Origin of the sequence: Oleomonas cavernae, assembly GCF_003590945.1 — a bacterium.
Taxonomy (GTDB): Bacteria; Pseudomonadota; Alphaproteobacteria; order Zavarziniales; family Zavarziniaceae; genus Zavarzinia; species Zavarzinia cavernae.
This window is the reverse complement of sequence record NZ_QYUK01000011.1, coordinates 3,601,814-3,625,714: the sequence shown is the minus strand read 5'-3', so window position 1 is coordinate 3,625,714 and position 23,901 is coordinate 3,601,814. Positions and strand designations below refer to the sequence as shown.

The following is a 23,901-nucleotide window of genomic DNA, read 5'->3' as shown; positions in this document are numbered from 1 at the left end:
ACCAAAGTTATCCAAAGTGAATGCCCGCAAGGGAGCGCCGCGCAGCTGCACCCGAGACGACCGAGAACGTTGAAGGTGGCCCTTCAAGGGGACCCGGCAGGACGCCGCCATCTCAACACCAGCCTTTGTCCGCAAACCCGTCCGACAATCAAATTGTCCGGAAAACCATCGTCTGTATCGTTCACGGACAGGCTGCGATTTGGTCGTCAAACGGCCGATTGGCGGACCGAGCCGGCTCCTTCGCTCGTGGTGTAGCCTCGGGAGTGAATCGGCGTCGGAATGACCCCCATGGCAGCGAAGAAAAGTCAATGAAGAAAAGGTCTTGCAGGCAAGATAGGTAAGCGAGGCTAGGAGATGGTGGACGTCAATCCGGATCACGCGGCCGCCTCCTCGGATTGACCAAAGCAGCCGATAGGCGCTGAACCATGAGCTTGTTGTTTTTCCTTCCGTCGCACACTCCGTAATTCCATCCCACAATCTACGCGATCAACTCTATCTCTTCAGCGTCAAACAAAGCTTGCCTAATCATGGCGTCACGCGCCATTGTCGGCTGCGCCGCGTAATACACGACGGCGAGACTTCGCTCGGCCCGGCTACATGTCACATAGAAGAGGCGCCGGGTGCGATCGACAGTGGTTTCCTTACCAGCCGCCTCATTGTCCAGATCGGTCTTGCTCTTTTCCTTGGCGCCGAAGAGCTTGTCATAGGAGAACATGAACCCACGCGCCTCGTCGTCGCTGACGACGACCATCACGCGCGGAAACTCAAGTCCCTTCACACCTTGGTGCGTGTCGAACTGCGAGACGCCGCGAACATAGCGGTCGTATTTCGCGATCTGCTCAAACGGCGCTTCGAGCGCCAATCGCCACCCTCCAAGCTCGCTCTTCTGATCGGCTTCGTCCTCATCCTCTTCCGCGTCACTATCGGCGCCGGTCACATCGGCCGCCGTGAATGGCGCGAGAACGTCCGGAATGGTGAAGAGGTTGGTTTCAGCGACGTAACGGAGGACAGTGCGCGCGGTCGGCGCATCCTTGGCATCCACCAGTGCCAGGAGCCCCTCGCAAGCCGCCCTCACATTCCCGAGGATCTCGATTTGCTTCTCGCCTGCCGCTTCGAGCGCCTTCCTGTCGAGCAGAGGCGATGTGCGCCTCGCGATCGCCGCTGCCGCGAACCGATCGCCCTCGCGCAACGCAGCAACGAGCGGCAATATTTCCCGGGTGAATAGGCCGATGCCGGCGCCGGAGCCTTGTAAGAAGCTCGTTCGAATTCGCTCGACGGCGTAGAGAGGCTCGAAAAACTGCTCAAACTCGAAGCGCCGCGCCGACATCAGATGCTCCAGGGCGAGCGTCTTGATCGCATCCGATCCAGCCGCCCAGCTTCGGTCGCCGGTGATTTCCGCCATTCGCGTTGCGATCGCAGCCTCGGCGGCGGTCTTGTCGACGGTCGCCTGCGGCACGACGAATAGGCGAACGATGCCTGGCTCGGCGTCGCTTCGCGGCGTTTGCTCCTCACCGTCCTCATCGCGGCGGATTTGATTGATCAGGCTGATGACCCGCGTCGGGCACCGATGGTTCATCCGCTTTCGCGGTTTCGCCCACTCTGCCGGGATTGCTTCGGCCAAGTGCTCTTTCCCATCCGCGTAGATGCGCTGCATCGTGTCGCCGAATAGGCCAAGGCAGAAGGCGTCACGGTATCCCGCCTCGACGTCGAGCAAGGCTTCCATAAGCCGCCGGCTTGTATCTTGGCTCTCGTCGATCAACAGGATGGGGAAGCGGGTCGCGAGCAGGCGGCGAAGGCCCGGCTTTGCGCTCAGGAAATCCGCGGTCATGGCAATGACCTCGGCATGGCTGAGAGAGTCGCGCGTCCGGTTATCGCTGGTGGGGCTATATACGAAACGAGTGATGCCAGGGAGGTTGGCGTGGCGGCGCCGTTTGCTCTCGATGGAACGAGCCCGATCCGACGCCGCTTTGCTGTTCGCTCGACCCTTGGCCTGCGCCTCTTCCAGCTCGACGATATCTTGGAGCAGCCTGGTCGCCACCCACCTGCGAATATCAGAATCATAGCCAGCAATCAGCGACCAGGCGAAGGCGTGAATTGTCGACACCTCCACGCGCGGATCGAACTCAAGGCGCTGCTTGATTTCGTCGCAGGCTGCGTTCGTATACGTGATCACACCAATCTTTTGACCGGTAAGCGAGAGGCGCCGCCCTTGGTCTCGACACACGGCGCGTATCGCTTCGACGAGCGAGCGGGTCTTTCCCGAGCCCGCGCCGGCGTAAAGAAAAAAGCTCCTGGGCTTCTCTATGTCGAGGCAGGCGAGGATTGCTTCGTCGGCCTCGGCGTCGAATGCATCGTCAATGGCGCTCATGCGTCGACCTCTTCGAGTGGTGCCGGAGGCCCTTCCATGATCTGGGGGAGGATCTCGACCTGCTTTTTCTTGAGTTGAGACAGCAGCCACTCAAGCCCTTCAGCAATGTACCGGGGCACGACGATCTCCTCGAACTTCTCGACCTCGAGAACGTCGAGGGCGAATTCCGCCTTCTTGCCGTTCTTCAGTGCGAGATACATTTGCTCACCGACGGCAGTTGCCCCGCCGCCCGCGGTGATCGCGTCCCGGAATTTTCGCACCAGCCCCGTTCCGGCGAGCGCCGAGAAGACGCCAAGGTTCTCAAACGCGAGCGCATCCTCAAACGTGTAGGGATATGCGACTTCGGGTCCCACGACGCCTGTAGTCGTAACGCCGATCGGCATCTGGAAGGCGGCCCGCACCGCAAAGAGGGGGTCCACACCCCCGCGCAAGGTCTTGGCCGCGCCATCGGCAGACATCAATTGATCGACGTCATCGAACCCTGGCACCCAAGTCTTGAGCGTTGCATTATTGGTCTTCTGACCAGCGCCCTTCGCAGGCTGTACCGATGCGCCACCTGTTTCCGCCAGCGTATCCAAGTCCGTGATGATAAGTGTCAGTAGCCCGAGGTGATCTATGAGCGGCTTAAGCCGGTGAGCGTGACTCCCCCCGATCTCCAACAGCGTGATGTAACATTGGTTTAGTTCATCATAGTGGGCTCGGACGAAATTCGGCACGAGCATCCGTTCGGCAGGGCCCTCCACGAGGATCGCTGCGTCTGCAAAGAAGAGATCGGCATGCTGGGCACGCAGATATCGGGTAACGAAGCGCTCGGTCTCGCTTCCTAGGCCGAAGACTTCCGACAGGTTGATCACCGTGGAAACCGGCACCTTGGCAGCCATGCCCGCCGGCAGGCGGCGAAAATATCTTAGGCAAGCGAATGAGGTTTCGTGCGCGACGTGACTTGAGTGCGTGCTGACGACGAGCTGGGTCCGCAGCTTTTTGCTGTCACCTAAATCTTCATGGGCCCGCAAGACGGCATAAGCCTTCTTGATAAAGACCTGCTGCACCTGTGCATGCAGATGCGCCTCCGGCTCTTCGACCAGGACCAAGTGCAGAGGCTCGGTAGCGGCCGCTGTGAGGCCGGTCGAAGCCTTACCAACGCGCATCCACGCGTCGCGAAAGCTCATCAGGCGGAAGATCATCGATATCAGGTTTTGATAACCCAACCCGTTATTCGCTTCAGGTAATCGCAACACAGGCGTCGTTGCCCCATCCTCGGCAATCACGTCGACTTCGAAGCTAATCGCGGCGCTATGATTGAGCCCGTCGATCGCCTTCAGTCGTGTCGACACCCTGGGGCGCGGATCGGTCACGCCCGGATATCCCATTCCCTCGACCTCGGTGAAGGCAGCCTTGAAGCTTTCGGTCAGACGCTTGTCAAAGGCGTCCTGAGCAGCCTCGATCGCTTGTAGGGCGCCAAGGTCCTTCGGGTCCGGCCCCTTCGTGGGATCGAGGTGCTTGGAGTAGTAGCTCTTTAGCTGATCGGACAGGCGACTTCCGGCCGCCGCAGCCGGGGAGTCATCATCCTCCGGCACCTGCTGTTCCTCGCCGAATCCGCGCTGCGCGGATATATCGTGCACGCGGATCAGCCCGCTCAGCGGGTCGCCCTCAATCGCCCGCGAGGTGCTGGGCAGAAGCTGCGGCTTGGCGAGTGACTTCTCCGGCGGCGCTAGCTGAGCAGGATCCAATGAGTAGGCGCGGATTGTGAAGTGCGTGGAGAGGCGTTTGCTCAGGAAGTCGACGAGGCTTTCAGGCCATATTGTCAACTTGGGCGGCGCAGGAGGTGGATCAGCATCGGGATTGTCGGCCTGCATGGCGGCGATAGCTGCCACCTTCATGGCCTCGGCGTCGCCTATGGCGCCTATGAAGGCTTTGTACAGCAGACCAAGATCCTTGGGCTCATAACGCAGCCGCACACCCAACCTTCCGCCTTCCCAATCCAATGTCGGGATGAGATCGCGGACATGGTGCATTTCGCCTGTCTCAACATGCAGCCACAGGTCGAGCGTCGGCAAAGAGCTGACCCAAGGCTCGACGACCAGCTCCACCACCTCCTCAGCATTCCGGGCCGCAACCCACTTTGAGCCGAGCGCGATGATCGACGGCCAGTGACACAAGGTGAAATCGTGCATTTCGAACGGACAGCGTCTAGGCGAAAGAAACCGTCGCAGCACGAGCATCGCTGAAGTCTTACCGCTGTTGTTCGCTCCTACGAATAATGTGGTCGTGCTCGAGAGATCGACGCGTGTCGATAGAAGTTTCCTAAAATTAGCAATTTCGAGAAACTCGATATGCACTTCGCATTCCCCCCACCGATGCCCGTGCAGCAAGGGCATCGTCGCCCGCATGCTGCCATTTTTTTATATATACTTTTGTGTACTCAATGGCGGCAGTCACCGCTGCGAATATTCCTGCGTCGCCTAGAAATCACTCTTTTGAGCGCTGCGAACGCGCGCCGGCAAGCTGGGGCAGAGAAGGGTTTTGTCAGGCCCGAGGCAGGCGCAGACCTCGTCGAGCAGATGATCCGGAACCCGCATCCGCGCCTCGGCGAGCGTTGCGAACAGCGCATCCGAGAGATCAGCCGGAGTCAGGACGGACCGTATCCGATCGCTCAGCAGAAGATCGGTGGTCGTAGCGACGTTTAGGGTCGGAAAGCGGGTGGCGGCGATGCCAATCGCCTTGCGCTCGTCGATCAAAGCGGTTGCGCCGAGGTCTAGCGCGAGCGCGAGTGTGGCAGCCTCGCCATCGTCCAGCGTCTGATTGGCGCGCCCGGCAACAAGGCTTAGATAGACGTCCTCCGCTGCGGGCGGAAGATCGACGACGGTGACATGGCCCGTATCGATCAGGGCGGCGAGGCCGTTGGCGGCGCTACGGCCTTTGTCGCGCCCGCGCTCGAGTTCGCCGAACGCAATGTTCGAGATGATCATGGGCCGGCCCAACGCCCGTAGAATGTCGAGCGCACGCCCGCCGGCGATGAGGTTAATCCAGACGCTGGCGTCAGCGACGAGCGGCGATTCAGGCCGAAAACGAACGGGATCCATTCGTCTCAACTCCTTCCGCTTCGAACTCGTCGATGAGGGTCCGAGCATCGACGCGGTCGATGTGGAGGAGCCGGGCGATCTGCCCTTCGCTGAGCAGCGACTGCCGCCACGCTTCGCTTGCCATCACCCCCATGCGCATCGAGATCAGACGCCGCGCGTCGACCTTCGCGTCGTCGGGCGGGATGAGGTCGCCGAGCACCTCAAGCGCCTGAGCGTCGGTGATCCCGCCCTGCTGGACGAACCAGTCCCAGGTTCCCGGCTTGGTGAGTCCAAGCTCTTCGAGGCGCCGGACCGTTGCCTCGCGGGAGACGCCGAAGACATGGGCCAGGAGGATGATGTGACGGCGAGTTAGTTTCGAGGCGCCCGCAGTTAGTTCCTGGAACTTGACGCTGACAGCCCGCGCCGGGGTCAGGAAGCAGCGGGCGAAAGTGTTGGCGTAGCGCTCTTCGCGGCTCGACTCGGCGGTGCCGTCATGGAGCGTGTCCGGGGCCAACCGGGTCGAGATAAAGTGGCCGAGTTCGTGCGCCCCGGTCTGGGTGCGGCGGTCGCGCGGATGCGACGCGTTGAGCAATATGCAGGCGCCGGCCCTCTCGTCGAAGGCGTAAAGACCCGATATCTTCGGATCGAGCTTCCGGACATAGACCCGCGCGCCCAGCTGCAGCTCGAGCATGCTCACGATATCGCGGACCGGCGCCAAGCCAAGCCCCAGCCATTGACGCAGTTCCGCCGCATCCTGCTCGGCCTGGAGGACGACATTGCCCGGCAGCAAGGGCCGCTCGGGAGGGTCGAGACGCGAACGCTGGATGCCGAGCAGGTCTTCGAATTCGACCTCGGCCTGGACCAGCGCGTTGAGCAGTTCGATCGCGGCTTCGACTTTCTCGTTCTGCTCGCCGGCCTTGCGGAAACGAGGCCGGAGATCGACCCTGACGGTGTCCTGGCGCAGCAATTCGTTGAGCGACAGACCATACAGCGCCGCAAGCTTCTGGAGCTCATCAACGCGCGGGCGGCGTTGGCCCTGTTCCATCGCGACTAGAGTGGTGCGTGCGACATCGAGCGCGGTCGCCGCAGCGGCCTGCGTGATCTCTGCGTTCTCTCGCGCCTGCCGCAGCAGATCTCCAAGCTCCTTGGGCGAAAGGCCGCCGGGGGTCAGTGCCATGGCGACACCATGGCGACGCGCGCGACGAAGGACCGGCTGCCTAGGCTGACGAGGAAATCGAGCCATTCCGCGCGGTGACGTTCGAGGAGCTCTATCATTTTGCGCTCGCCCTCGGCCATCTCAATCCCAAGCGCCTCTGCAGTTTCCCGCGCAACGCGCCGGACGGTGCGCCAGTGCAGCTCCGACCCACTGAGCGCGGCCAGATGATCGAGGTGGAGGATGCCGGCGAAGGCGTAGTCCCGGAACGCCGAAGACATGCCAGAGAAGCCCATTACTGCGCCGTCTTCCATCTCGGCCGCGCCAAGGTCCTCCCAGATATACCCCGAGCTCGGTTCGTCGATGCCCGCGCGGTGGATGCTCATACGCCGCAGCATGCAGGCCGCGCAAATCCCGCATTGCCGCCGGGCGCCGTCGAAACTAACCCGGCGCGAGTCCTGCCAGCACGAACGCGTATCGTGCCAAGTCGGCGGCTTGGGGAGCGCAGTCGCCGCGGCGAGGGTCTCGCCTTTGGTGTTCCATATTCGTGGGTATTCATAAGACGGCGCCTTGTTGGTAAGCGCTTCGAACAACCGCTCGATACGTCGGGTGAAAGCGGGATGGACGCGGTAATCCGGGTAGCTCTGCCCGGAGGAGGCGAGAATCGGGCCGAGCGCGCCCTGCCCGCTCTCGGTGACGACGATCCGGTCGACAGGCGCCAGCTGCGCGGCGATACCGGTGACGACCGCGAACTTGAAGCCGCGCGACCGCGACGAGGATTCGACGCGCTGCCGTTTGTCGAGCTTGACCTCGAACGGGACAACGGCGAACCGGCGCTTTTTTCGGGGAATCCGGGCACTATCCACGCCCTTCGAGCCGAGACGAACCCGCACCAGGCCGCCCTTTTCCCTCTCTTCGACCAGAGCGGCCACTGCGCGAGAGTCGAGCCCGTCGCTATAAGGCATGATCACCTTGTCGGGAGTGTCGAACACGAAGCGGCGCGGCGAGACCTTCACAACAGCATTGCGTCGCTTGGTGAAACTCAGTCGCCAGCGATCGCCCGTCAGGAAAGCGAGCGCCTCTTCGAGCGCATCACCGACGGGAGCCGCGCTCCATTGCTCGTCCTCATGGACGGCGACGAGTAGGTCGAAAGACCGTGCCCAGCCCCAGGAGGGACGACGTACGCTCAGGTCGCAATATTCGACCGCGGCGGCGATCACGAGAAGATCGATCAGCTCCGGCCGCCAGTCCGCGAAGAAGAAGTCCTTCAGCCCTTCGATCGACAGGGTGATGGTTTGGCCGAGGGTCGCCAGGCGCGCACCGTCGCGCGGCGCCTCGCCGATTTCGATGGCGTCGACACGGTGGGGCACCGCATCTGCGACGTGAAAGGCTTTCGGGATCAAAACGCAACTCCGTCGTCGAGACCGGAATAGACGGCGGTGGCGGTCCGGGCCGGGGCATCCGGCGCGCGCAACAGCATGCGTGCGACACCAGTCACATCGACACCACCATGCGCGTCCTCGAGGCGCGACCGGGTCGACCGCGCCCGATAATCCGATGCTTCGCGGTGCATATGTTCCTCGATCTGCCGGTATCCGGCGAGCAGCCTGTCCGACACGGTATTCTCAGCGGCCTTCTGGAGCGCCGCTTGCCCGGTATGGCCGTCCTGAAGCGCGTCGATCGCGTTGCGCACGAACCCGGCCTCCATAGTGGACGCGCACTCCCGGTGCAGGGCATTCAGTTCGGCGGTTGGCAAGTCGCGAAAGAGCCCTGGCTCGTCAGGGCCGATGATCAAAGCCGAGACGTGGCGGACGAGTCCGGCGGAGAGCTCCGCACGGCAATCGCGCTCCGCGGCCTGCTGCAGCGCCTCGGAGATTTCGGGCGCCGAGAAGGACGATACATAAGCGCGCTTCGCGGCCTGCTTCCAACGCGGTGACATTGGCAATGAACGGTACGGACCATCGCTCATGTGAAGCCCTCCTGCGAGCTTAGATATTGCCCAGACCTGACATTGTCAACATTATTTCGATACAAACCTGCCATATACCATATGCGCCATACTTTTTGGTGGGCCGTCTCGGTCGTTCAGCCCATCCTAGCAGTGACGTTTTTTCCCACGGGGGTATTGGCCAGCCGGAATAGCAGGCCGAATTAGAACAGCGCTGCTCTCGCTGCTCCGCGATGGAATCCGACTTTGCCGCAGGAATAGGCCTAGAGCGTCACGCCTTCCACGTCCTCGCGCGCGCGCTCGGATCTTCGGGATCGCGGTCTCATCGAGATACGCCATTGGCAAACAGCGAACCGACGGCGACATCTGGGGCGCCTTCGAATTACTTCAGCCCGTCAAGGATGAGCCACTTGGCCCCGCAGCAAGCTCGACTTGCTGCTCACGATAGATGCCGGCATCCTGCTCATATTTCGTGATCGCGACCTGACACAGGCGACTGATCAAGGTAAAGACGCGGGATTTCCGGGAGCGTATGAGGGGTAATATTGTTTCTCCGCACACCGCACCGCTTGGATAGAGAACCGTGGACACTGGATTTGTAGATCTCGACATACTGCTCACACGAATTCGGCATCCGCAGTCGAAGGTGTATTTTCTTGATGCGGTGAAAGCCTACAAGGCGGGCGCGTTGCGTGGCGCACTCACCTCCGCCTGGGTCGCCCTCGTCTACGATCTGATCGCCAAGTATCGCGAGCTAAGCGCCATGGGCGATGCGGCCGCGACGGCTTTTCTTCAGTCGTGGGATAATGCGACCGCCGCAGGCGACATCGCCAAGCTGCTCCAGCTTGAGGGAGGCATCCTCGAAGACGCAACGGCCAACACCCAGGTCGTCAATCGCATCGCCCGAACGCATCTGGAGCGCCTTCGCGAAGATAGACATCTTTGCGCGCATCCGGCGTTCTCGGCCGAGGCCGATCTCTTCGAACCATCGCCGGAGCTGGTGCGACTTCACCTCGTCAATGCGGTCGATCTCGTGCTGTCGCAGGAACCCCTGCAGGGCAAAGCGATCTTCGACCTCTATGACGTCGACGTGCAGTCGCCAGGCTTTCCAACTGCCTACGAACGCATCCTCGACTATGTCGAGCAACGCTACCTCGCGCGCGTCCGCGCTCAGAACGTCCGCAACTTCGGCACAGTGCTCGCAAAATCCCTTCTCAAGGGCGTGCCAGCGCAATGGGAACCTCTCCATCGCAAGATCATCCCCTCGCTGGTCGCGGTGCGCGACCGCGCCGCCCCCGCCTGGCCCGACGTTTCCCTAGCAATCGTCAGGCTGATGGACAATCTCGAGCCGGCGAACCGGCCTCGCGCCATCGCCTTCATCGCCGCTTTTCCGGATTTCTGGCCACGGCTGCAGGAGCCGACACGCACGGCCCTGCAGGAGACCATTGATAATGCCGACCCCGCGGCTCTCGCCGACTATCGCATCCTGGCAGGCGTGACCGTCCCGCAATTCCGCGCTGTGCTGTTGCCTCTCATCGCCGGCCTCAATCGGGAGCACTTGGCCGCCGCAATCGCCTCCCAGCCGCTCGCCGAACTCTGGCCCCGAGCGGTCGAAGAGTATCAAGGCTCGGGTAGCTACCGTGGATCCGAGACCAACTTCAGCGACCTCATCACGCCGTTCGCCGGCCGCCTCAACAGCCAACAGCTTGACCAACTCCTCGATGCCGTCATCGACGACGGACAAAACTGGGATGCAGCCCAGACGGACACGCTCCTGCTCGGGGTGCTCCGCAACATGACGCCCGCTGATCGGCCGACCCCTGACGCGCGCAATCGTTTCTACCAACACGTTCGTCGCATGCGCCGGACCGATAAGTACGAAGACGTTCTCACCTTCCTCCAGTCCGACGGCTGGGTGCTGCCGCCGCCGGAACAACCGGTCGACGACTAACCGATGTAGAACCCAGGCGCTCAAAAGGCCCACGCACGAAGCAGAGTCAGACAGGCGGCTCCGGATCGCCGCACTTCCACGAGCTTGCGATCCCTGGGATCAGTCAGCTCGACGTCGCCGCTATAGAGTTTCGCCGACCCGATTAGGAAATTGGCCAGCCCCTCCCCGCAGAGCGAACGCGGCATATCGGTCGCCGCTCCGAGTACGAGCCGTAGCTCCGTCCGCGCAGTTCGCGATCGTAGTGGCGATTTCCCAGGTCTCCTTCGAGATGGGTCGTGTGATCGTTTTTTTGGCGGACGCAGCGCTGCTGATCGTTAGTCAGGCCAGTGAATGTCCGCTTCAGGGGATTCCAACGGCTTCAACGAACGACAGAGATGGGCGCGAAGCGGTCATTCTCGCCTTTGTCCATCAAACGGACCCAATCCGGACAGCTTGGACTTGTCCATCAACCGGCCGATTGGCGGATCGAGCGGGATTGCGCAACGAGCGTATCGCATTTGCTGCATGCCTGGATCCGTGCAACCGACGAGACCGCACCTCATCAATCAGTGTCCGGCTCGTTTTCCGGACTAGGCCGCTGCCTCCGCCGGTACCCCCGCTTTACGCCCAGATAGCCAGATAGCTGATGACGGCTTTGCCGGCATGGTCGCAGATCGCCTCTGACGCTCGCCCCTCGTGGCTGTAACCGTATTTGAGGCAGGCGAAGGCGATCTCGACGGCGAGCGCCATGACGTCGGGAACCTCGGGCAGCTTCGCAAGACCGGCGTCGGCGAACTGGGTTCGGAGCCACCGTGCGAGATTAGCGTCCTTGGCCAAATGGGCATCGTGGTCGGTGCTGCTGAAGGGGCCCTTGAGCAGAAGGACGCTCGCGGCCGCATTGGCGTTGTAGTAGGCCGCTGTGTCGGCCAAGACCGCCCGCACCATCGTCCGCCATTCGGTGTGACGCCCGGCCGGATGCGCCGCCATGATGAAAGCCATATAGCGCTGCATGTGGTCCTGCGACAGGCGCGAGAAGATCGCGTACTTGTCAGGAAAATACTGATAGATACTCGCCCGCGGCACCTTGGAAGCCTTCTCGATCTCCGGAATCGAAACCCGTTCCAGCCCAACCTCGACCACCAGTCGCTCGGCCGCCGCAAGGGCCCTCGCAATCCGCTCTTGAGAGCGCTCTTGAACAGGCCTTCCGGCGCCGCGTGTGCGTGCAGCACGCAAAGCACTGGGCACCGCTGGCCGAGACAAGGAATCCGACATATGTTGCATTTCCCTTAAATCCAACATAAGTTGGATTTTGTGAATGTCAGCCCGCTAGGTCGCTACGTCAAGCTGGCGCTGCGTGCAGCAGGGGATGGAGCATGAATAATGACCACGTTGCCTGACGGCTATCGAGGACAAGAGGCTTGGCGCAACATCCAGTCGTTTCTCCCGGCCGAATATCAGCTCGGCCCGGATCGCGAGCCGCAGGAGGAATGGTGGGATTGGCGCGGTCACCGCATCCACCTCGATCGGTTTTGGAATCCGGCGGCCAAATTCAGGGTGATCCTCTTCCATGGTGTCGGCACCAACGGGCGCCAGATGTCGACGATCCTCGGTGCACCGCTCCATCAAAGCGGCCTTGAAGCCGTCGCTATCGATATGCCGGGATATGGCGTCACGAAGGTCGCGCGCGGCGCCGCCGTCTCCTATGACGATTGGGTGGAGGCCGCGAGTGACTTCATCAACGCCGAACTCGCACGGGATCCGCGCCCAATCGTGCTCTACGGGCTCAGTGCGGGCGGCATGCTGGCCTATCATGCCGCCGCCTTGAACAGGAAGGTCAAGGGCATTGTCGGCATGACCTTCCTTGATCAACGGATCCAGCGGGTCGGCGACGAGACGGCGGCGAACCTGGTCATGAGTCGCGCAGGTCTGCCGATGGCGCACCTTTCCACGGCGCTGGGACTTGGCGCGATCCGTCTACCCATGTTCCTGGTCAGCAAGATGCGCGCGCTGGTCAACGACAGGGCGGCCCTCGATGCCTGCCTTAGTGATCGCACTTCGGCTGGAAACTGGGTGTCGCTGAAGTTCCTGAGCAGCTATGCACGCTATCGGCCCGAGATCGAGCCCGAGGCCTTCGATATCTGTCCGATCCTCCTGACCCAGCCAGCAGAGGACCGGTGGACACCGCTCTCTCTCAGCGAACTGTTCTTGAGCCGGATCAGGAAAGTGCCGGTCACGACCGTCATGCTGGAGAATGCCGGCCACTATCCGATCGAGCAGCCCGGCTTGCGGCAGATGCACGACGCCATCGTCGCATTTGTCAACCGCTGCTGCCCCCCAACTTCGCTATCGCGCTTCGAGAACTGAACACAGGAGGTCGACAATCACGTCCTCCTGCTGAGGCAATTCCGCCACCCGGTTGTCGACGGATGCCGTCGTGATCAATTCGCTGACGGCGCCGACCAGGCCGATGTAGGTGGCGGGTTGAACCTCCCGCCAGTCATCGGGCGCCACGGCGCGGGCAGCGCCGTGCCATGCCTTGATCATCGTCACCCAGCGGTGGACCATCGCGAAGCGCAATTGAAGCGCGGCGCCTCCTGCTTCCATGGTACCGATCGCGATACATCGGGTGAACTCGGGCTCTTCCGCCATGCCCTGAAGGTTCAGCCTGATGGCAGCACGCAAGGCGCTGCGGGGCTCCCAAATATTTTGATTTTCCAAGAGGTTGGACATCCGTCCCATCATCACGTCGAGGCCTGTTTCGCAAGCGGAGAAGAAGCACGCTTCCTTGCTTTCAAAGAGCGCATAGAACTCCCGCCGAGAGACGCGGGCTCGGGCAACGATCTCGGCAATCGTTGTCGTCCCGTATCCCAGTTCCGAGACTGCCGTGACGGCTGCGCGAAGCAGCCGCAGCTTCTGGGCCTCCCTCGCCTGATCGGCCGGAATGCTGGAACGCCCGCGCGGCAGGCCTGGTTCATCCTTGCCGTGAATGGCAGCGAGCTTGCTCCGCGGCGGACCCGTACGTGTTTTGACCACTGACCTACTCATTCGATAAGGGAAACCATTATCCGTTTTTGCCGGATCGGCCTTGGCGGTACTGGAGCTGCCGTCGGATTTGACTTGCCCGCCGCCGCCTCCAGGGGCTGTCGAAGAATTGCCTAAAACGGGGTCCGCTTTCAAACGCATTGACGATCGCCTCTGTCACTGGTACTTCATTGTACCAGAAGTACGATATCGTACCATAGAGCGAGCGACCAGATGCAAATCAAGAGCCCGACGTTCACCAAGCCTGACTACGAAGTGGCCATTATCGGTGCGGGCTTCGCCGGCATCGGCGCCGGCATAAGGATGCGGCAGAACAAAATAGATTCCTTCGTCATTCTCGAAAAAGCGGCCGATGTCGGCGGAACATGGCGCGACAATACATATCCCGGCATTGCCGTCGATATTCCTTCATTTACTTATTCGTTTTCGTTTGAGCCCAATCCGGATTGGTCGCGCGTTTTCGCACCGGGAGCGGAACTGAAGAAATACGCCAACGACTGCACCGAAAAACATGAGCTCCGGCAGCACATGAAATTCAATGCCGCTGTCGCTGATGCCGTATTCGATGCGCAAAACGATCTTTGGAGAATCCGCCTGGAGTCGGGCGAAGCCATTTCGGCCCGCTTCATCATCAATGCGACGGGCGGATTGTCCCTGCCCAAGCTGCCGCAAATCACGGGAATCGACACTTTCCGGGGCAAGGTGATCCACACCGCACGGTGGGATCACAATTACGAGCTCCGAGGTAAGCGTGTCGCGATCATCGGTACGGGAGCCACTTCGGTGCAACTGGTGCCGGCGATCGCCCCGCTGGTCGACCAACTGGATGTCTATCAGCGCACGCCGATCTGGGTCCTGCCTAAACCGGACCGCGAAATACCAGGCTGGATGCGGTGGGCCTTCAAGCGCCTGCCCTTGCTGCAGCGATCGTTCCGCCTGGGCACGACCATTTATTCCGAGGTCGTGATGGTGCTGGCGCTCATCTACTTCGAGCGGTTCCCCGGAATCGCCGGCAGCGCCCAAAAGGCGGCGTTGCGCCATCTCGAGCGACAGGTTTCCGACCCCGAGATTCGCCGGAAACTAACGCCGTCCTATGGCTTCGGGTGCAAACGGCCGAGCTTCTCCAACACCTACTGGGCCTCTTTCAATCGGGAAAACATCGAGCTGGTGACCGATGCTATCGGTGAGATCACGCCTAGAGGGATCGTCACCAAGGATGGCCGTGGCCGGGATGTCGATGTCCTGATCTGCGCCACCGGCTTCAAGGTCTTCGAAAAGGGCAACCTTCCCACCTACACCATCCATGGCCTGGGCGGACTGGAATTGGGGGCCTTCTGGGAGGAACAGCGTTACCAGGCCTACGAAGGCGCGACGGTGCCCAACTTCCCCAACCTGTTCCTGGTGCCGGGGCCATATGCCACCTCCGGATCATCCTGGTTCTCGATGATCGAAACGCAGACCGCACATGCTCTTCGTTGCATCACGCAAGCCCGGCGCCGCAACGCCACCTATGTCGAGGTAAGGCAGGAAGCCCACGACCGGCACTTCCAGATGACACTGGAGCGACAGAAACACACGGTCTTCTTCAACAACAACTGTTCATCGGCCAATAGCTACTACTTCGATCGCCACGGGGATGCGCCCTTCCTAAGGCCGGCCTCCAGCATCGAAGTGTGGTGGAAAAGCACTCACTTCCCGCTGCAGGACTACGTTTTCAGTAATCCCAATAATTACGCCACTTCGCGGACGGGGCCGAAGTCGCCAGGCGATCTCAAGGTTTCGTCGGCAACAGCCGATTGAAGCTTGGACCTCGATCGGGAATGCGGGTCGAACGGACCGGGCTGAAGGCTGGAGATGTCAGATGGCGAGTATTCGCGGGCGAGTAGTCAAATCCATCATGAGGCGGTCGGACCCGATGGGGCTCGGCGCCGGCCTTACGCCGGCCACGATCTCCAAGGCCCGTCGCCGACTGGATGGCATGTCTTGGTTGGCGAAACTCTATAGGGTCCGCGTCGCTCCCGTCACGGCCGGCAGCGTACCCGCGGAGTGGGTGGTGCCGGGAGGCGCCAAGGACCAGCGGGTCATCCTGTACATCCACGGCGGCGCCTGGTGCCTCGGGTCGCCCAAGGCGAGCCGCGGTTTTGCAGCGAGCATCGCCTCGGTCTGTCGCACCCGGGTCTTGTCGGTGGGCTACAGGCTGGCACCGGAAAACCCGTTCCCGGCGGGCTTGTGCGACTGCATCGAAGCGTATCGCTGGCTGGTCAATGTTCAGGGCGTGTCGCCGAACAATATCATTGTCCTGGGCGATTCCTCGGGCGGCAACCTGGCGCTCGCGCTCCTGGTCGCCCTGCGCCGGGAAGCCGATCCTGTGCCCGCCGGTGCAGTCGTCTTGTCGCCCCCCACCGACTTGGCAAGAACCGGCGCCTCGCACAAGGCGATGGCAAAAAAGGACGCTCTTTTCTCTCGTCTGTCCGAAGCCGGTATCGAGGAGATCGCCAAAAATTATGTCGGCGATCATGATCGAACAGATCCCCTGATCTCGCCGCTTTATGCTGACCTCAGCGGGCTTCCCCGATCCTCGTGCATGTGGGGGAAGAGGAGATTCTGTTCGACGATTCCGTCAGCTTTGCCCGGCGTGCCCGCGAGGCAGGGGCCGACGCCACGATCGTTGTGTGGCCGCAAATGTTCCATCTCTTCCACATGTTTGCGTCAGTCATGCCGGAAGCCCGCCTTGCCCTCAAGGGTATCGCAGACTTCATCACCAAACTCCGGCCGCCAGGGCCAAATAGCCGGGAAATTCACGCATCCGTCATCAAATCGGGTTCTGTGCGCGCCTAACGCCGCGCGCTGCCGGCAACGTCTGGCGTGCCTGCCAAAAAACTCTATGGGGAGAGAAATGAAGATTTTGTCATACACGCTCGGCTTGATCCTCGCGGTGACGACTGCAGGCCAGGTGCAAGCGAAGGTTTCCCAGGTCGAGGCAGCCAGGCTGGAAACTGACCTGACCCCGCTGGGCGGTATTCGGGCCGGAAACGCAGATGGTTCCATTCCGCCCTGGACCGGCGGCTTGACCGTCCCGCCGGCAGGCTATGAGCCGGGCAGGCACATGATCAACCCCTATCCGCAGGACAAACCGGAATTCACCATCACATCGGTCAACTTGGACAGGTACAAGGACAAGCTTTCTGCCGGTCAGCAGGCACTGTTGAAACTCTATCCCACCTACAAGCTGCCCATCTACGAAACCAGACGCTCCTGCGCATTGCCCGAGCGCGTTTACGAGGCCAACAAGCGAAACGCCCTGACCGCGACGATGACGGAGGATAATAACGGCCTGAACGACGCCCTGCTCGGCAGTCCGTTCCCCGTTCCACAATCAGGCGCCGAAGTCATTTGGAATCATCGGCTTCGCTATCGGGGCTTTAAGTTTCGCCGCTATTTTGCTGCTTCCCTGGTCAACCGCGATGGCAGCTACGATCTCATCCGGGGCAAAGACTTCGGCATCTTTCACTATAGCGGCCCTGGCATAGGCCAGATTGGGGATGTCACGGATATCAAGCAACTGAAGAACGTCTTCGTCTCCTATCTCAACTTCATTACCTATCCCCCGAGGTCGGCCGGCTCCATCGTCCTGGTGCTGGATACGATCAATGCGAAGGAACTGCCGCGCCAAGCCTGGCTTTACAATCCCGGAACGCGGCGCGTTCTGAAGGCGCCAGACATTGCCTATGACAATCCCGCGCCGCAGACGGATGGCCTGGCACCTGCCGACACGTTCGACATCTATAATGGCGCGACCGATCGCTACACCTTCGACATGAAGCCGATGAAGGAAATGTATATCGGCTATAACGCCTATGAGCTGATTTCGGGAAAACAAAAATATTCTGATCTGATCCGGCCGAATCATCTCAATCAGGATTTCAGCAGATACGAGCTTCATCGGACATTTGTCGTTGATGCCAAATTGAAAGAAGGCTCCCGCCATGTATACGGCAGGAGGGTCTTCTACGTCGACGAAGACGGCTTCAACATCGCGTTGGTCGACGTTTATGACACCCGCGGCGCGCTGTGGCGCCTGCAGGACGGCCCCGTCGTCAGCTATTACGAAATCCCGATGTGCTCGTCCGCGCTGGAACTTGCTCATGACCTGCAGTCGGGGAAGTACCTGGTATTCGGCCTTAAGGGCGAGGAGAGACCCAGCGAAAGCAATCCAAGCGGTATCGACAATTCCATGTTCACGCCGGATGCCATCAGGCGTCTGGGCGCACAGTGAGGCGACCATGAAACCCGATCGCCTTTTGATCCGGGCCCGGCCGGAAGAGCCGTCCCAGTGGCGTGCAGCCACCAGAGTGACCCAAGCCGCCGCCCTTGTCCTCGCAACCGCCGGTGCCGCGACCGCCTACGATTTCGAGGTCGGCGATGAGGTTACGGGCTCCATCGTGACATCGCTGTCCGTTGGCGTTCAACTGCGCGTGGCCGATCGGGATCCCCGCGTCGTCGGCCAGGAGAATGGCGGCGCGGCCGTACCGGCGGTAGCCGATGACGGCGATCTCAACTTCGATAAATACGATGTCGTGAACCAACTGTTCACGGCAACGTCGGAGATGAAGCTGAGGTGGCGAGAATACTTCGCGACGATAAGCGGCACAGCGTTCCTCGACACCATCGCGATGAACAACGACCTGGCCGAGAACGGGCCGGAGTCGCGCCCCTATCGTGGACGATACTCTCCCCCTGCCAAGGACGAGGCGGACTGGGACATCGAGCTGCGCGAACTATATGTCGGGGGCAATTTCACCCTGTTCGATCGACCGCTGACCTTGAAGGTTGGCAACCAGATCCTGAATTGGGGCGAGGCCTTGTTCACCCTGAACGGCATCTCGGTCATCAACGGCTTCGACGTGAGCAAGCTGCTGACTCCCGGCACCGAATTCAAGGATGCCCTTATCCCGATGCCGCTGGCGACGGCAAGCTACCAGATCACCGACAACCTGTCCGCGGAAGCCTTCTACGGTTTCGGCTTCGAGCCGATCCGGGTCCCCGCCTGTGGGGCTTTCCTCAGCTTCAGCGATATCATTTGCGAGGGTGTCGAAGGCACGTCGATCGTGACGGACTATGGCGACACCCGCTCCTACACCGTCGGCCGGGACAACGCGAGAGATTACGACAATCCCCCCTATCCGCTGGGCACGGGTCCCCAGGCAATATCCCTGAGCGTTCCGATCCTGAAAGACGACGATCTGACGACCAACGACTATGGGGTGTCGATTCGGTACTTTGCGCCGGAACTCAACAATACCGAGTTCTCGTTCTACTACGCGAAGTACCGCAGCCGCCTGCCGTCGGTATACTTCAGGACCCCCGAGGTTCTGGCCGACGGCACGGGCGAGGCAGATCTTCTGCGCGTGTCGCGTGGCCTTCTGGGGTCGGCCCTGGGAGTCTTGGGCTGAACGAACAGGAACAGATACGCGACGCACTGAGGATCCTGTCTCCCGGGTTCCAGACCTCTGGCGACCTGTTGTCCGACCTTCTGAGCCCCGTGGCCAGCCCTCTGGCCGAATTGATCCTTGCCCCCTCGCCGGGCACATTTCCCCGCAGCGTAGCGCTCGAGAATTTGGACAACAGTCGTATCTATCAATACTACCCAGACAACGTCCAGATGCTGGGCCTTGCGTTCAGTACGACTGAGAATTACACCGGCATCGCTATCAATGGCGAGATTTCCTACAAGCACGATGCGCCGATCCTGATTTCGACGCAGCAGTTTTTCATCGAGGGGCTCAACCGAATTGGAGGGGTGCCGTTCGACCAGGCCAGCTTCGTCGATCTTCCCCTGGGCCGATCACGATCCCGAATATCGGTAACGCGGCAAAGATTGCGGGCCCGAACGGACAGCCCTTCGATGACAGATACCTGGCAAATTATAGCGTCCTGGGCGACGAGCGGCACGACGTCTGGCAGGCGTCGCTCAGGTTCACCAAGATCTTCGGCGGCTCCGATTTCCTCACGCGGGTAACAGGCGCGACCCAGGTGCTCGGGCTTGTCGAGTTCGGCGGGATCTATGCCGATCTCAACAGGGAGACGGCCTATCTGTCGTCAGGCCAGTATGGTTTCTCCGGTTACTACACGCCGGTCGTGAAGATCCTGGGCATCGAGCTCTTTCCCGCTCGTGAGTTTCCCGACCTGGGAAAGCCGTTCGTTGCGGACTACAAGCTTCCGACCAGGTGGTCGGGCGGCGTTCAGGGCCTCTTCGTTTTCGAGTATCCCGATCTGGTCGACGGGGTTCGAATTTCGCCTTACGTCGCCTTCGCATCTGGCCTGTTTGGTACGACACCGGCACCGCTCCCCGGGTTCACCAAAGGCATGAACGCGATCGTGCTGGGGACGAGGGCCGAATTCAGCCAAAGCCTTACGGTCAGCCTCAGTTACTTCAAGTCCTTCGGCGCCGGCGGCGGTCCAGGCGGCTCGCGAAACCCGCTGATCGACCGGGACTTTGTCGGCGCCACAGTGACGTATCAGTTCTGACTGCGGCTTCCGGCTGCGTTTCTGGAGCGGTGCCATGGAGCCCCCACACCTGCTGATTGCGGAGTTCATGCGCGATCCCCTGACCTACGCCTTGATACCGGTCGTCGCTGCCGTGGTCGGCTACGTCACCAAGTCGTTGGCGGCACAGATGATGTTCTACCCGCTCGCGTTCGTCGGCATCCGGCCATGGCTGGGCTGGCAGGGCGTTGTCCCGCGCAAGGCACGGAAGATGGCCACCAAGGCAGCCGACTTGCTGCTGTCTAAACTCATCTCGCCGCAGGAATTGTTGGTCCGCCTTGATCCCGAGCGGATGATCGCGGAGCTCGAACAGCCCATCACGCGGGCCTGTGAAGATCTCGTGCGGGAAATAGGGCGTCATCATCTGCCGGATGCCTGGAGCGTGATGCCCGACTTCGCCCGCAAGCGCGTGATCCGCCGCGCAACGGAGCAGGTTCCGCGGATCACACGTCAGCTCTGGCGGGAAATCAGCGGGGACTTCGATCGCTTCTTCGATACTCGACACCTCATCATAGAGAATTTGGTACGGGACAAGGCGCTTTTGTGCAATGTGCTGCTTGCCGTCTCGTCCAAGGAGATGAGATTCTTCCGCTGGGCCGGCTTCTGGTTCGGCCTTGTTCTTGGTGCCATTCAGCTCGGCTGCTGGATGACCTGGCACGAGCCATGGATCCTGCCGGCATTCGGTGCGCTGATCGGTCTCAGCACCGACTGGGTGGCCCTCCAGATGCTGTTCCGCCCGTTGAACCCGCAAAGATTCCTATGGTTCAGGGTGCAGGGCCGCTTTATCGCCCGGCAGAACGAGGTGGCGCGCGACTATGCGATGATCATGGCGCGGCAACTCCTGACACCTGCCAACATGATCGAGGAACTGCTGCGCGGGCCTTCGGCGGACCGGCTGACGGAGGTCCTTCATCGCGAGGTGGAGGATGCGATCGACGCGCAGCTCGGGATCACGCGCTCCTTTGTCGCCCTCAGCATCGGCAGCGAGAAGATGGTGGCAATCCGGGCCTTTGTCGTGCAGCGGATCATCGACTTGCTGCCGGAAACTTCGCGCCATGTAGAGCGATATGCGATCGATGCGCTGGACATCCACAACACGATTGTCGAGCGCATGCAGCGCCTGACTCCGCTGGAATTCGAGAGCCTCCTGCGGCCCGTCTTCAAGGAGGACGAGATAACCCTGGTCCTGGCCGGTGCCGTCCTCGGCTTCGCCATCGGTGAACTCCAGGTGCAGTTCATGCTTTGAGCCAGGTTTGGGCGGGTCTCGGTATGCACAACAGTCGCCACCAACGGATATACGGAACATGGATCGTCCTACCCTATCGATGGTGCGCCGTGCGGCCTCGCACTCGGCAATCGCGCTGGTGCCGCCACGGTCGGGCAGCGGTGGTCTGGCATGACTGGGGGGCGGATCGGTGGGAACGGCGCAAGATGGAAAGTCGAGCGAGGCTCCTGCAAGCGGCCTTTGTCTTGGTGGCAGAGCGGGGTTTCGCCAATTTCGCCGTCGGCGAAGTGACCGAGGCCGCTGATGTGGGTCTTGGAACGTTTTATAACCACTTTTCGTCCAAGGAGGAAATCCACAAGGCGCTCCTTGAGAATCTTATCGGTGATCTCGATTTAGCCATGGAAGGCGCCAAGGGGTCGGCCGACTCTCCCGCCGCCTGCGTTAAGGCGTACATCAGTCAAATCCTTCGGCGGGCCAACGACGATTCCCATTGGTCGATGTTCATTTCGAATTTGGGGCCTTATCAGGTCGAAATCATCGAACATCTCGACGCCTCGCTGCGCCGTCTTGCAGGTGATCCGACGAACACCGCCCAGGCGCCAGATGTTACCGCGCCCGGCAAGTTCATCGTTGTCTCCTGCGCGGTCCTGGGGATGTTGATCCGCTTCGGGGCCGGCAGAAGTGTTTGTGGCAACCTGCCCACATGTGCTCCCGATTCTGCGCTGGTAGATAAAGCGACGACTGAACTACTTCGCATCGTGGCCGAGTCATAGCCTGCACCGATTGAGCCAGTTGCAGGCGTTCCTTCAGTCCGAGGCCGGCTATGTGTCGTGGCCCCGAATGAAATTGCTCGCTGCACGCGACGGAAGCTTCATGACATCCTCCGCATTTGCGTTTGTGCGGCCTGCATCAAGACACCCGACCGAGACCACGAGCGTGCTACATCGGGCGCTAAGCGGTCGCTTTGGCCTTTGTCCGTCAAACGGACCCAATCTGGACAGCCCTGAAGGGGACGTGACCACGCCGCTGCCTTCGCTATGACGTCCTTGAATGATCGGAGAGCGCGATGGTCAAGGCAACTCCGTACCCTACGGATCGCCAGAGTCTTCTACTGGCACTATTGATCAGGCGCGCACCAGCCATCAATTGGGGCGGCTTGCCGGGCCAACTCATTTCGGTGACCTCTCAGGCTTGTATCGGCATGTCGCATTGTCGATCCGACAGGCTGCTGCGCATTCCAATGTTGCGACCCTTGCTGGACAGATGGGCATTGATGCGGTCTTGCTGGTCGTCGGACTCATCGCACGATCACAATCCGCTAACAATCGATCAGCGGCAAGAATAGCGAAGGCGATTTTCGGGCAGCCTTATGCGGACGAGCTTCGCGATCTCGCTGTGGAACTGGACCTCATGCCGAAGGAACGGGGCCCCATCATGGCATTGAGGGCTTGGTTTCGGGGGGCATTGAGGAGCGGGGCACAATTCACTGCTGGGACGCCAAGAATTCGGCGGCGTCGAGCGTCAATTCACACTCGCCGCTTCCCGGTCCTGTGCTTGCGAGGCGGTACCTTAAGCCTCAATAGGTGGCGCGCACTTCTGGGGTATCAGATCATGCACCTGACGGGATTGGCGGCGCGGTGGGAGCACGAATTCGAAGTATTTCCCGACACCCAATTTCCCCAACCATTGATGTGCACCTAAGGCAATGCTCTCCTCAAACACTTAGGACCGCCCCATGTTTCGCCGGTCAAACACTTAGGTCAGTTTTTTTGTTATGGCACCTCTGCACCGAGGTGCTACAGGCATAGACTTGAGACGCGCCATCCCAGATATGGGATCTATCTCGGATTCCGTTGAGGCGCTTGCCTTCCCCTGACTACCCGTCTTGCCGCCGGGCGATCCCGTACTACGGCATTGTTGGTGGACCCTCCGCCACCGGCCACGGTGTCGACAGCGCGAACCCGTAGATCCCAACCGTGGCGGTTGGCGGAGACGCCGCCCAGGCCGACGATCGACCCCATATAGGTGCTGGACAGGATTTCGCAGGCCCGATGACGCGGCAGCGGGCGCGTCACGCCTGAGATACCACCTGGCAGGGAGGAAATCACGATGCGGCTCGAGGACAGGCTCTTTGAGGTCTGGCCCGGCACCAGCTTCATTATGTACAGCCGCGGCCACCTGCTGTGGCGGAACGACTTCTCTGGCTTGGCGACGGATGCCTTGGCAGACAAACTCGAGGCAGCTGGCGATGATACCACGATCTACCGGCGCCTCGCGATGCGGCTTCGCCATCCCCTCCCCGCGGATCCGCCCGCGGACTTCGAACTGCTGTGCGGCGCCATCCTGCTTGGCAACGGCATTGGACTGGCGGGTGCCTATGGCACGATCGAGCCGGCCCTGCTCCTGTGGGCGGCTGCCGTCCGCCTGATGGAAGCCCTGGGGATCGATCACCCCAACGAGTTGCTCGGTGTGAGGACAGGCCCAAGATAATACTTGGGAGTCAAGAAGTATTCGACGCAGCAGTATCGCGATTCACCTTTCTACGACTGCCTCTGCAGTTATGGTGATTCACTATTGCGCAAGCGTTGACTCACGCTGAGTTCTCTTCAGATCGCGATACCTTGGTC

General features: G+C 61.0%; 18 protein-coding genes. 10 read left to right on the top strand and 8 right to left on the bottom strand.

Going from position 1 to position 23,901, the window contains the following annotated elements; translation table 11 throughout:
* Positions 1 to 478: 478 nt before the first annotated feature.
* From D3874_RS21435 to D3874_RS21410, 6 genes are all read right to left on the bottom strand, one after another.
* Positions 479 to 2,368: a UvrD-helicase domain-containing protein gene (locus D3874_RS21435; protein ID WP_119780682.1), complete on the bottom strand. Its 1,890-nt coding sequence runs from the start codon at positions 2,366 to 2,368 to the stop codon at positions 479 to 481.
* A complete protein-coding gene (locus D3874_RS21430; protein WP_119782428.1) occupies positions 2,365 to 4,707 on the bottom strand; it encodes an AAA family ATPase in 2,343 nt (780 codons plus the stop codon). The genes D3874_RS21435 and D3874_RS21430 overlap by 4 nt, the downstream gene beginning before the upstream one ends.
* A 123-nt stretch (positions 4,708 to 4,830) precedes the next feature.
* Positions 4,831 to 5,451 carry a hypothetical protein gene (locus D3874_RS21425; RefSeq protein WP_119780680.1) on the bottom strand — a complete coding sequence of 207 codons (621 nt, stop codon included), beginning with the start codon at positions 5,449 to 5,451 and terminating at the stop codon, positions 4,831 to 4,833.
* Positions 5,426 to 6,607, bottom strand: a complete 1,182-nt coding sequence (locus D3874_RS21420) for an XRE family transcriptional regulator (RefSeq protein ID WP_119780677.1) — start codon at positions 6,605 to 6,607, stop codon at positions 5,426 to 5,428. Before D3874_RS21420 ends, D3874_RS21425 begins: the two co-directional genes overlap by 26 nt.
* Positions 6,598 to 7,986: a 7-cyano-7-deazaguanine synthase gene (locus tag D3874_RS21415; protein ID WP_119780674.1), complete on the bottom strand. Its 1,389-nt coding sequence runs from the start codon at positions 7,984 to 7,986 to the stop codon at positions 6,598 to 6,600. The genes D3874_RS21420 and D3874_RS21415 overlap by 10 nt, the downstream gene beginning before the upstream one ends.
* Positions 7,983 to 8,552, bottom strand: a complete 570-nt coding sequence (locus D3874_RS21410) for a hypothetical protein (RefSeq protein ID WP_147385767.1) — start codon at positions 8,550 to 8,552, stop codon at positions 7,983 to 7,985. The genes D3874_RS21415 and D3874_RS21410 overlap by 4 nt, the downstream gene beginning before the upstream one ends.
* Positions 8,553 to 9,114: 562 nt before the next feature.
* On the opposite strand from D3874_RS21410, the gene D3874_RS21405 reads away from it, so the two are divergent.
* Entirely contained in the window at positions 9,115 to 10,482 is a 1,368-nt protein-coding gene (locus D3874_RS21405; protein WP_119780668.1) for a hypothetical protein, read from the top strand.
* Positions 10,483 to 11,082: 600 nt separating this feature from the next.
* Here D3874_RS21405 and D3874_RS21400 read toward each other — a convergent pair.
* Positions 11,083 to 11,733, bottom strand: a complete 651-nt coding sequence (locus D3874_RS21400; protein WP_274380607.1) for a TetR/AcrR family transcriptional regulator — start codon at positions 11,731 to 11,733, stop codon at positions 11,083 to 11,085.
* 108 nt (positions 11,734 to 11,841) lie between these two features.
* Between D3874_RS21400 and D3874_RS21395 the strand changes: the two genes are divergently transcribed.
* Positions 11,842 to 12,825: an alpha/beta hydrolase gene (locus tag D3874_RS21395; protein ID WP_119780662.1), complete on the top strand. Its 984-nt coding sequence runs from the start codon at positions 11,842 to 11,844 to the stop codon at positions 12,823 to 12,825.
* Here D3874_RS21395 and D3874_RS21390 read toward each other — a convergent pair.
* Positions 12,805 to 13,644, bottom strand: a complete 840-nt coding sequence (locus tag D3874_RS21390) for a TetR/AcrR family transcriptional regulator (protein ID WP_119780658.1) — start codon at positions 13,642 to 13,644, stop codon at positions 12,805 to 12,807. The genes D3874_RS21395 and D3874_RS21390 overlap by 21 nt on opposite strands.
* 72 nt (positions 13,645 to 13,716) lie before the next feature.
* On the opposite strand from D3874_RS21390, the gene D3874_RS21385 reads away from it, so the two are divergent.
* From D3874_RS21385 to D3874_RS21350, 8 genes are all read left to right on the top strand, one after another.
* Positions 13,717 to 15,303, top strand: a complete 1,587-nt coding sequence (locus D3874_RS21385; protein WP_119780655.1) for a flavin-containing monooxygenase — start codon at positions 13,717 to 13,719, stop codon at positions 15,301 to 15,303.
* Between the two features lie 61 nt (positions 15,304 to 15,364).
* Positions 15,365 to 17,779: a DUF1329 domain-containing protein gene (locus tag D3874_RS32535; protein ID WP_119780652.1), complete on the top strand. Its 2,415-nt coding sequence runs from the start codon at positions 15,365 to 15,367 to the stop codon at positions 17,777 to 17,779.
* A gap of 7 nt (positions 17,780 to 17,786) precedes the next feature.
* Positions 17,787 to 18,956 (top strand): DUF1302 domain-containing protein, encoded by a 1,170-nt coding sequence (locus tag D3874_RS21375; protein ID WP_158596140.1) that lies wholly within the window; start codon positions 17,787 to 17,789, stop codon positions 18,954 to 18,956.
* A gap of 68 nt (positions 18,957 to 19,024) precedes the next feature.
* On the top strand, positions 19,025 to 19,522 hold the full coding sequence (locus D3874_RS28695) for a DUF1302 family protein (protein WP_158596139.1): 498 nt from the start codon (positions 19,025 to 19,027) through the stop codon (positions 19,520 to 19,522).
* A 14-nt stretch (positions 19,523 to 19,536) separates the two neighbouring features.
* On the top strand, positions 19,537 to 20,031 hold the full coding sequence (locus D3874_RS21365; RefSeq protein WP_199699189.1) for a DUF1302 family protein: 495 nt from the start codon (positions 19,537 to 19,539) through the stop codon (positions 20,029 to 20,031).
* A 34-nt stretch (positions 20,032 to 20,065) separates the two neighbouring features.
* Positions 20,066 to 21,295: a hypothetical protein gene (locus tag D3874_RS21360; RefSeq protein WP_199699188.1), complete on the top strand. Its 1,230-nt coding sequence runs from the start codon at positions 20,066 to 20,068 to the stop codon at positions 21,293 to 21,295.
* Positions 21,296 to 21,480: 185 nt separating this feature from the next.
* Positions 21,481 to 22,047 carry a TetR/AcrR family transcriptional regulator gene (locus D3874_RS21355; protein ID WP_199699187.1) on the top strand — a complete coding sequence of 189 codons (567 nt, stop codon included), beginning with the start codon at positions 21,481 to 21,483 and terminating at the stop codon, positions 22,045 to 22,047.
* A 1,336-nt stretch (positions 22,048 to 23,383) separates the two neighbouring features.
* Complete coding sequence (locus D3874_RS21350) at positions 23,384 to 23,764, top strand: hypothetical protein (RefSeq protein ID WP_119780639.1); 381 nt, start codon at positions 23,384 to 23,386, stop codon at positions 23,762 to 23,764.
* The last annotated feature ends 137 nt before the right edge of the window (positions 23,765 to 23,901 follow it).

Excerpts from the sequence above, each read along its gene's own strand:
- D3874_RS21435 (WP_119780682.1), bottom strand. The coding sequence starts at position 2,368 with ATGAGCGCCATTGACGATGCATTCGACGCCGAGGCCGACGAAGCAATC.
- D3874_RS21425 (WP_119780680.1), bottom strand. The coding sequence starts at position 5,451 with ATGGATCCCGTTCGTTTTCGGCCTGAATCGCCGCTCGTCGCTGACGCC.
- D3874_RS21420 (WP_119780677.1), bottom strand. The coding sequence starts at position 6,607 with ATGGCACTGACCCCCGGCGGCCTTTCGCCCAAGGAGCTTGGAGATCTG.
- D3874_RS21410 (WP_147385767.1), bottom strand. The coding sequence starts at position 8,552 with ATGAGCGATGGTCCGTACCGTTCATTGCCAATGTCACCGCGTTGGAAG.
- D3874_RS21400 (WP_274380607.1), bottom strand. The coding sequence starts at position 11,733 with ATGTCGGATTCCTTGTCTCGGCCAGCGGTGCCCAGTGCTTTGCGTGCT.
- D3874_RS21395 (WP_119780662.1), top strand. The coding sequence starts at position 11,842 with ATGACCACGTTGCCTGACGGCTATCGAGGACAAGAGGCTTGGCGCAAC.
- D3874_RS21390 (WP_119780658.1), bottom strand. The coding sequence starts at position 13,644 with ATGCGTTTGAAAGCGGACCCCGTTTTAGGCAATTCTTCGACAGCCCCT.
- D3874_RS21385 (WP_119780655.1), top strand. The coding sequence starts at position 13,717 with ATGCAAATCAAGAGCCCGACGTTCACCAAGCCTGACTACGAAGTGGCC.
- D3874_RS32535 (WP_119780652.1), top strand. The coding sequence starts at position 15,365 with ATGGCGAGTATTCGCGGGCGAGTAGTCAAATCCATCATGAGGCGGTCG.
- D3874_RS21375 (WP_158596140.1), top strand. The coding sequence starts at position 17,787 with ATGAAACCCGATCGCCTTTTGATCCGGGCCCGGCCGGAAGAGCCGTCC.
- D3874_RS21360 (WP_199699188.1), top strand. The coding sequence starts at position 20,066 with ATGGAGCCCCCACACCTGCTGATTGCGGAGTTCATGCGCGATCCCCTG.
- D3874_RS21355 (WP_199699187.1), top strand. The coding sequence starts at position 21,481 with ATGGAAAGTCGAGCGAGGCTCCTGCAAGCGGCCTTTGTCTTGGTGGCA.
- D3874_RS21350 (WP_119780639.1), top strand. The coding sequence starts at position 23,384 with ATGCGGCTCGAGGACAGGCTCTTTGAGGTCTGGCCCGGCACCAGCTTC.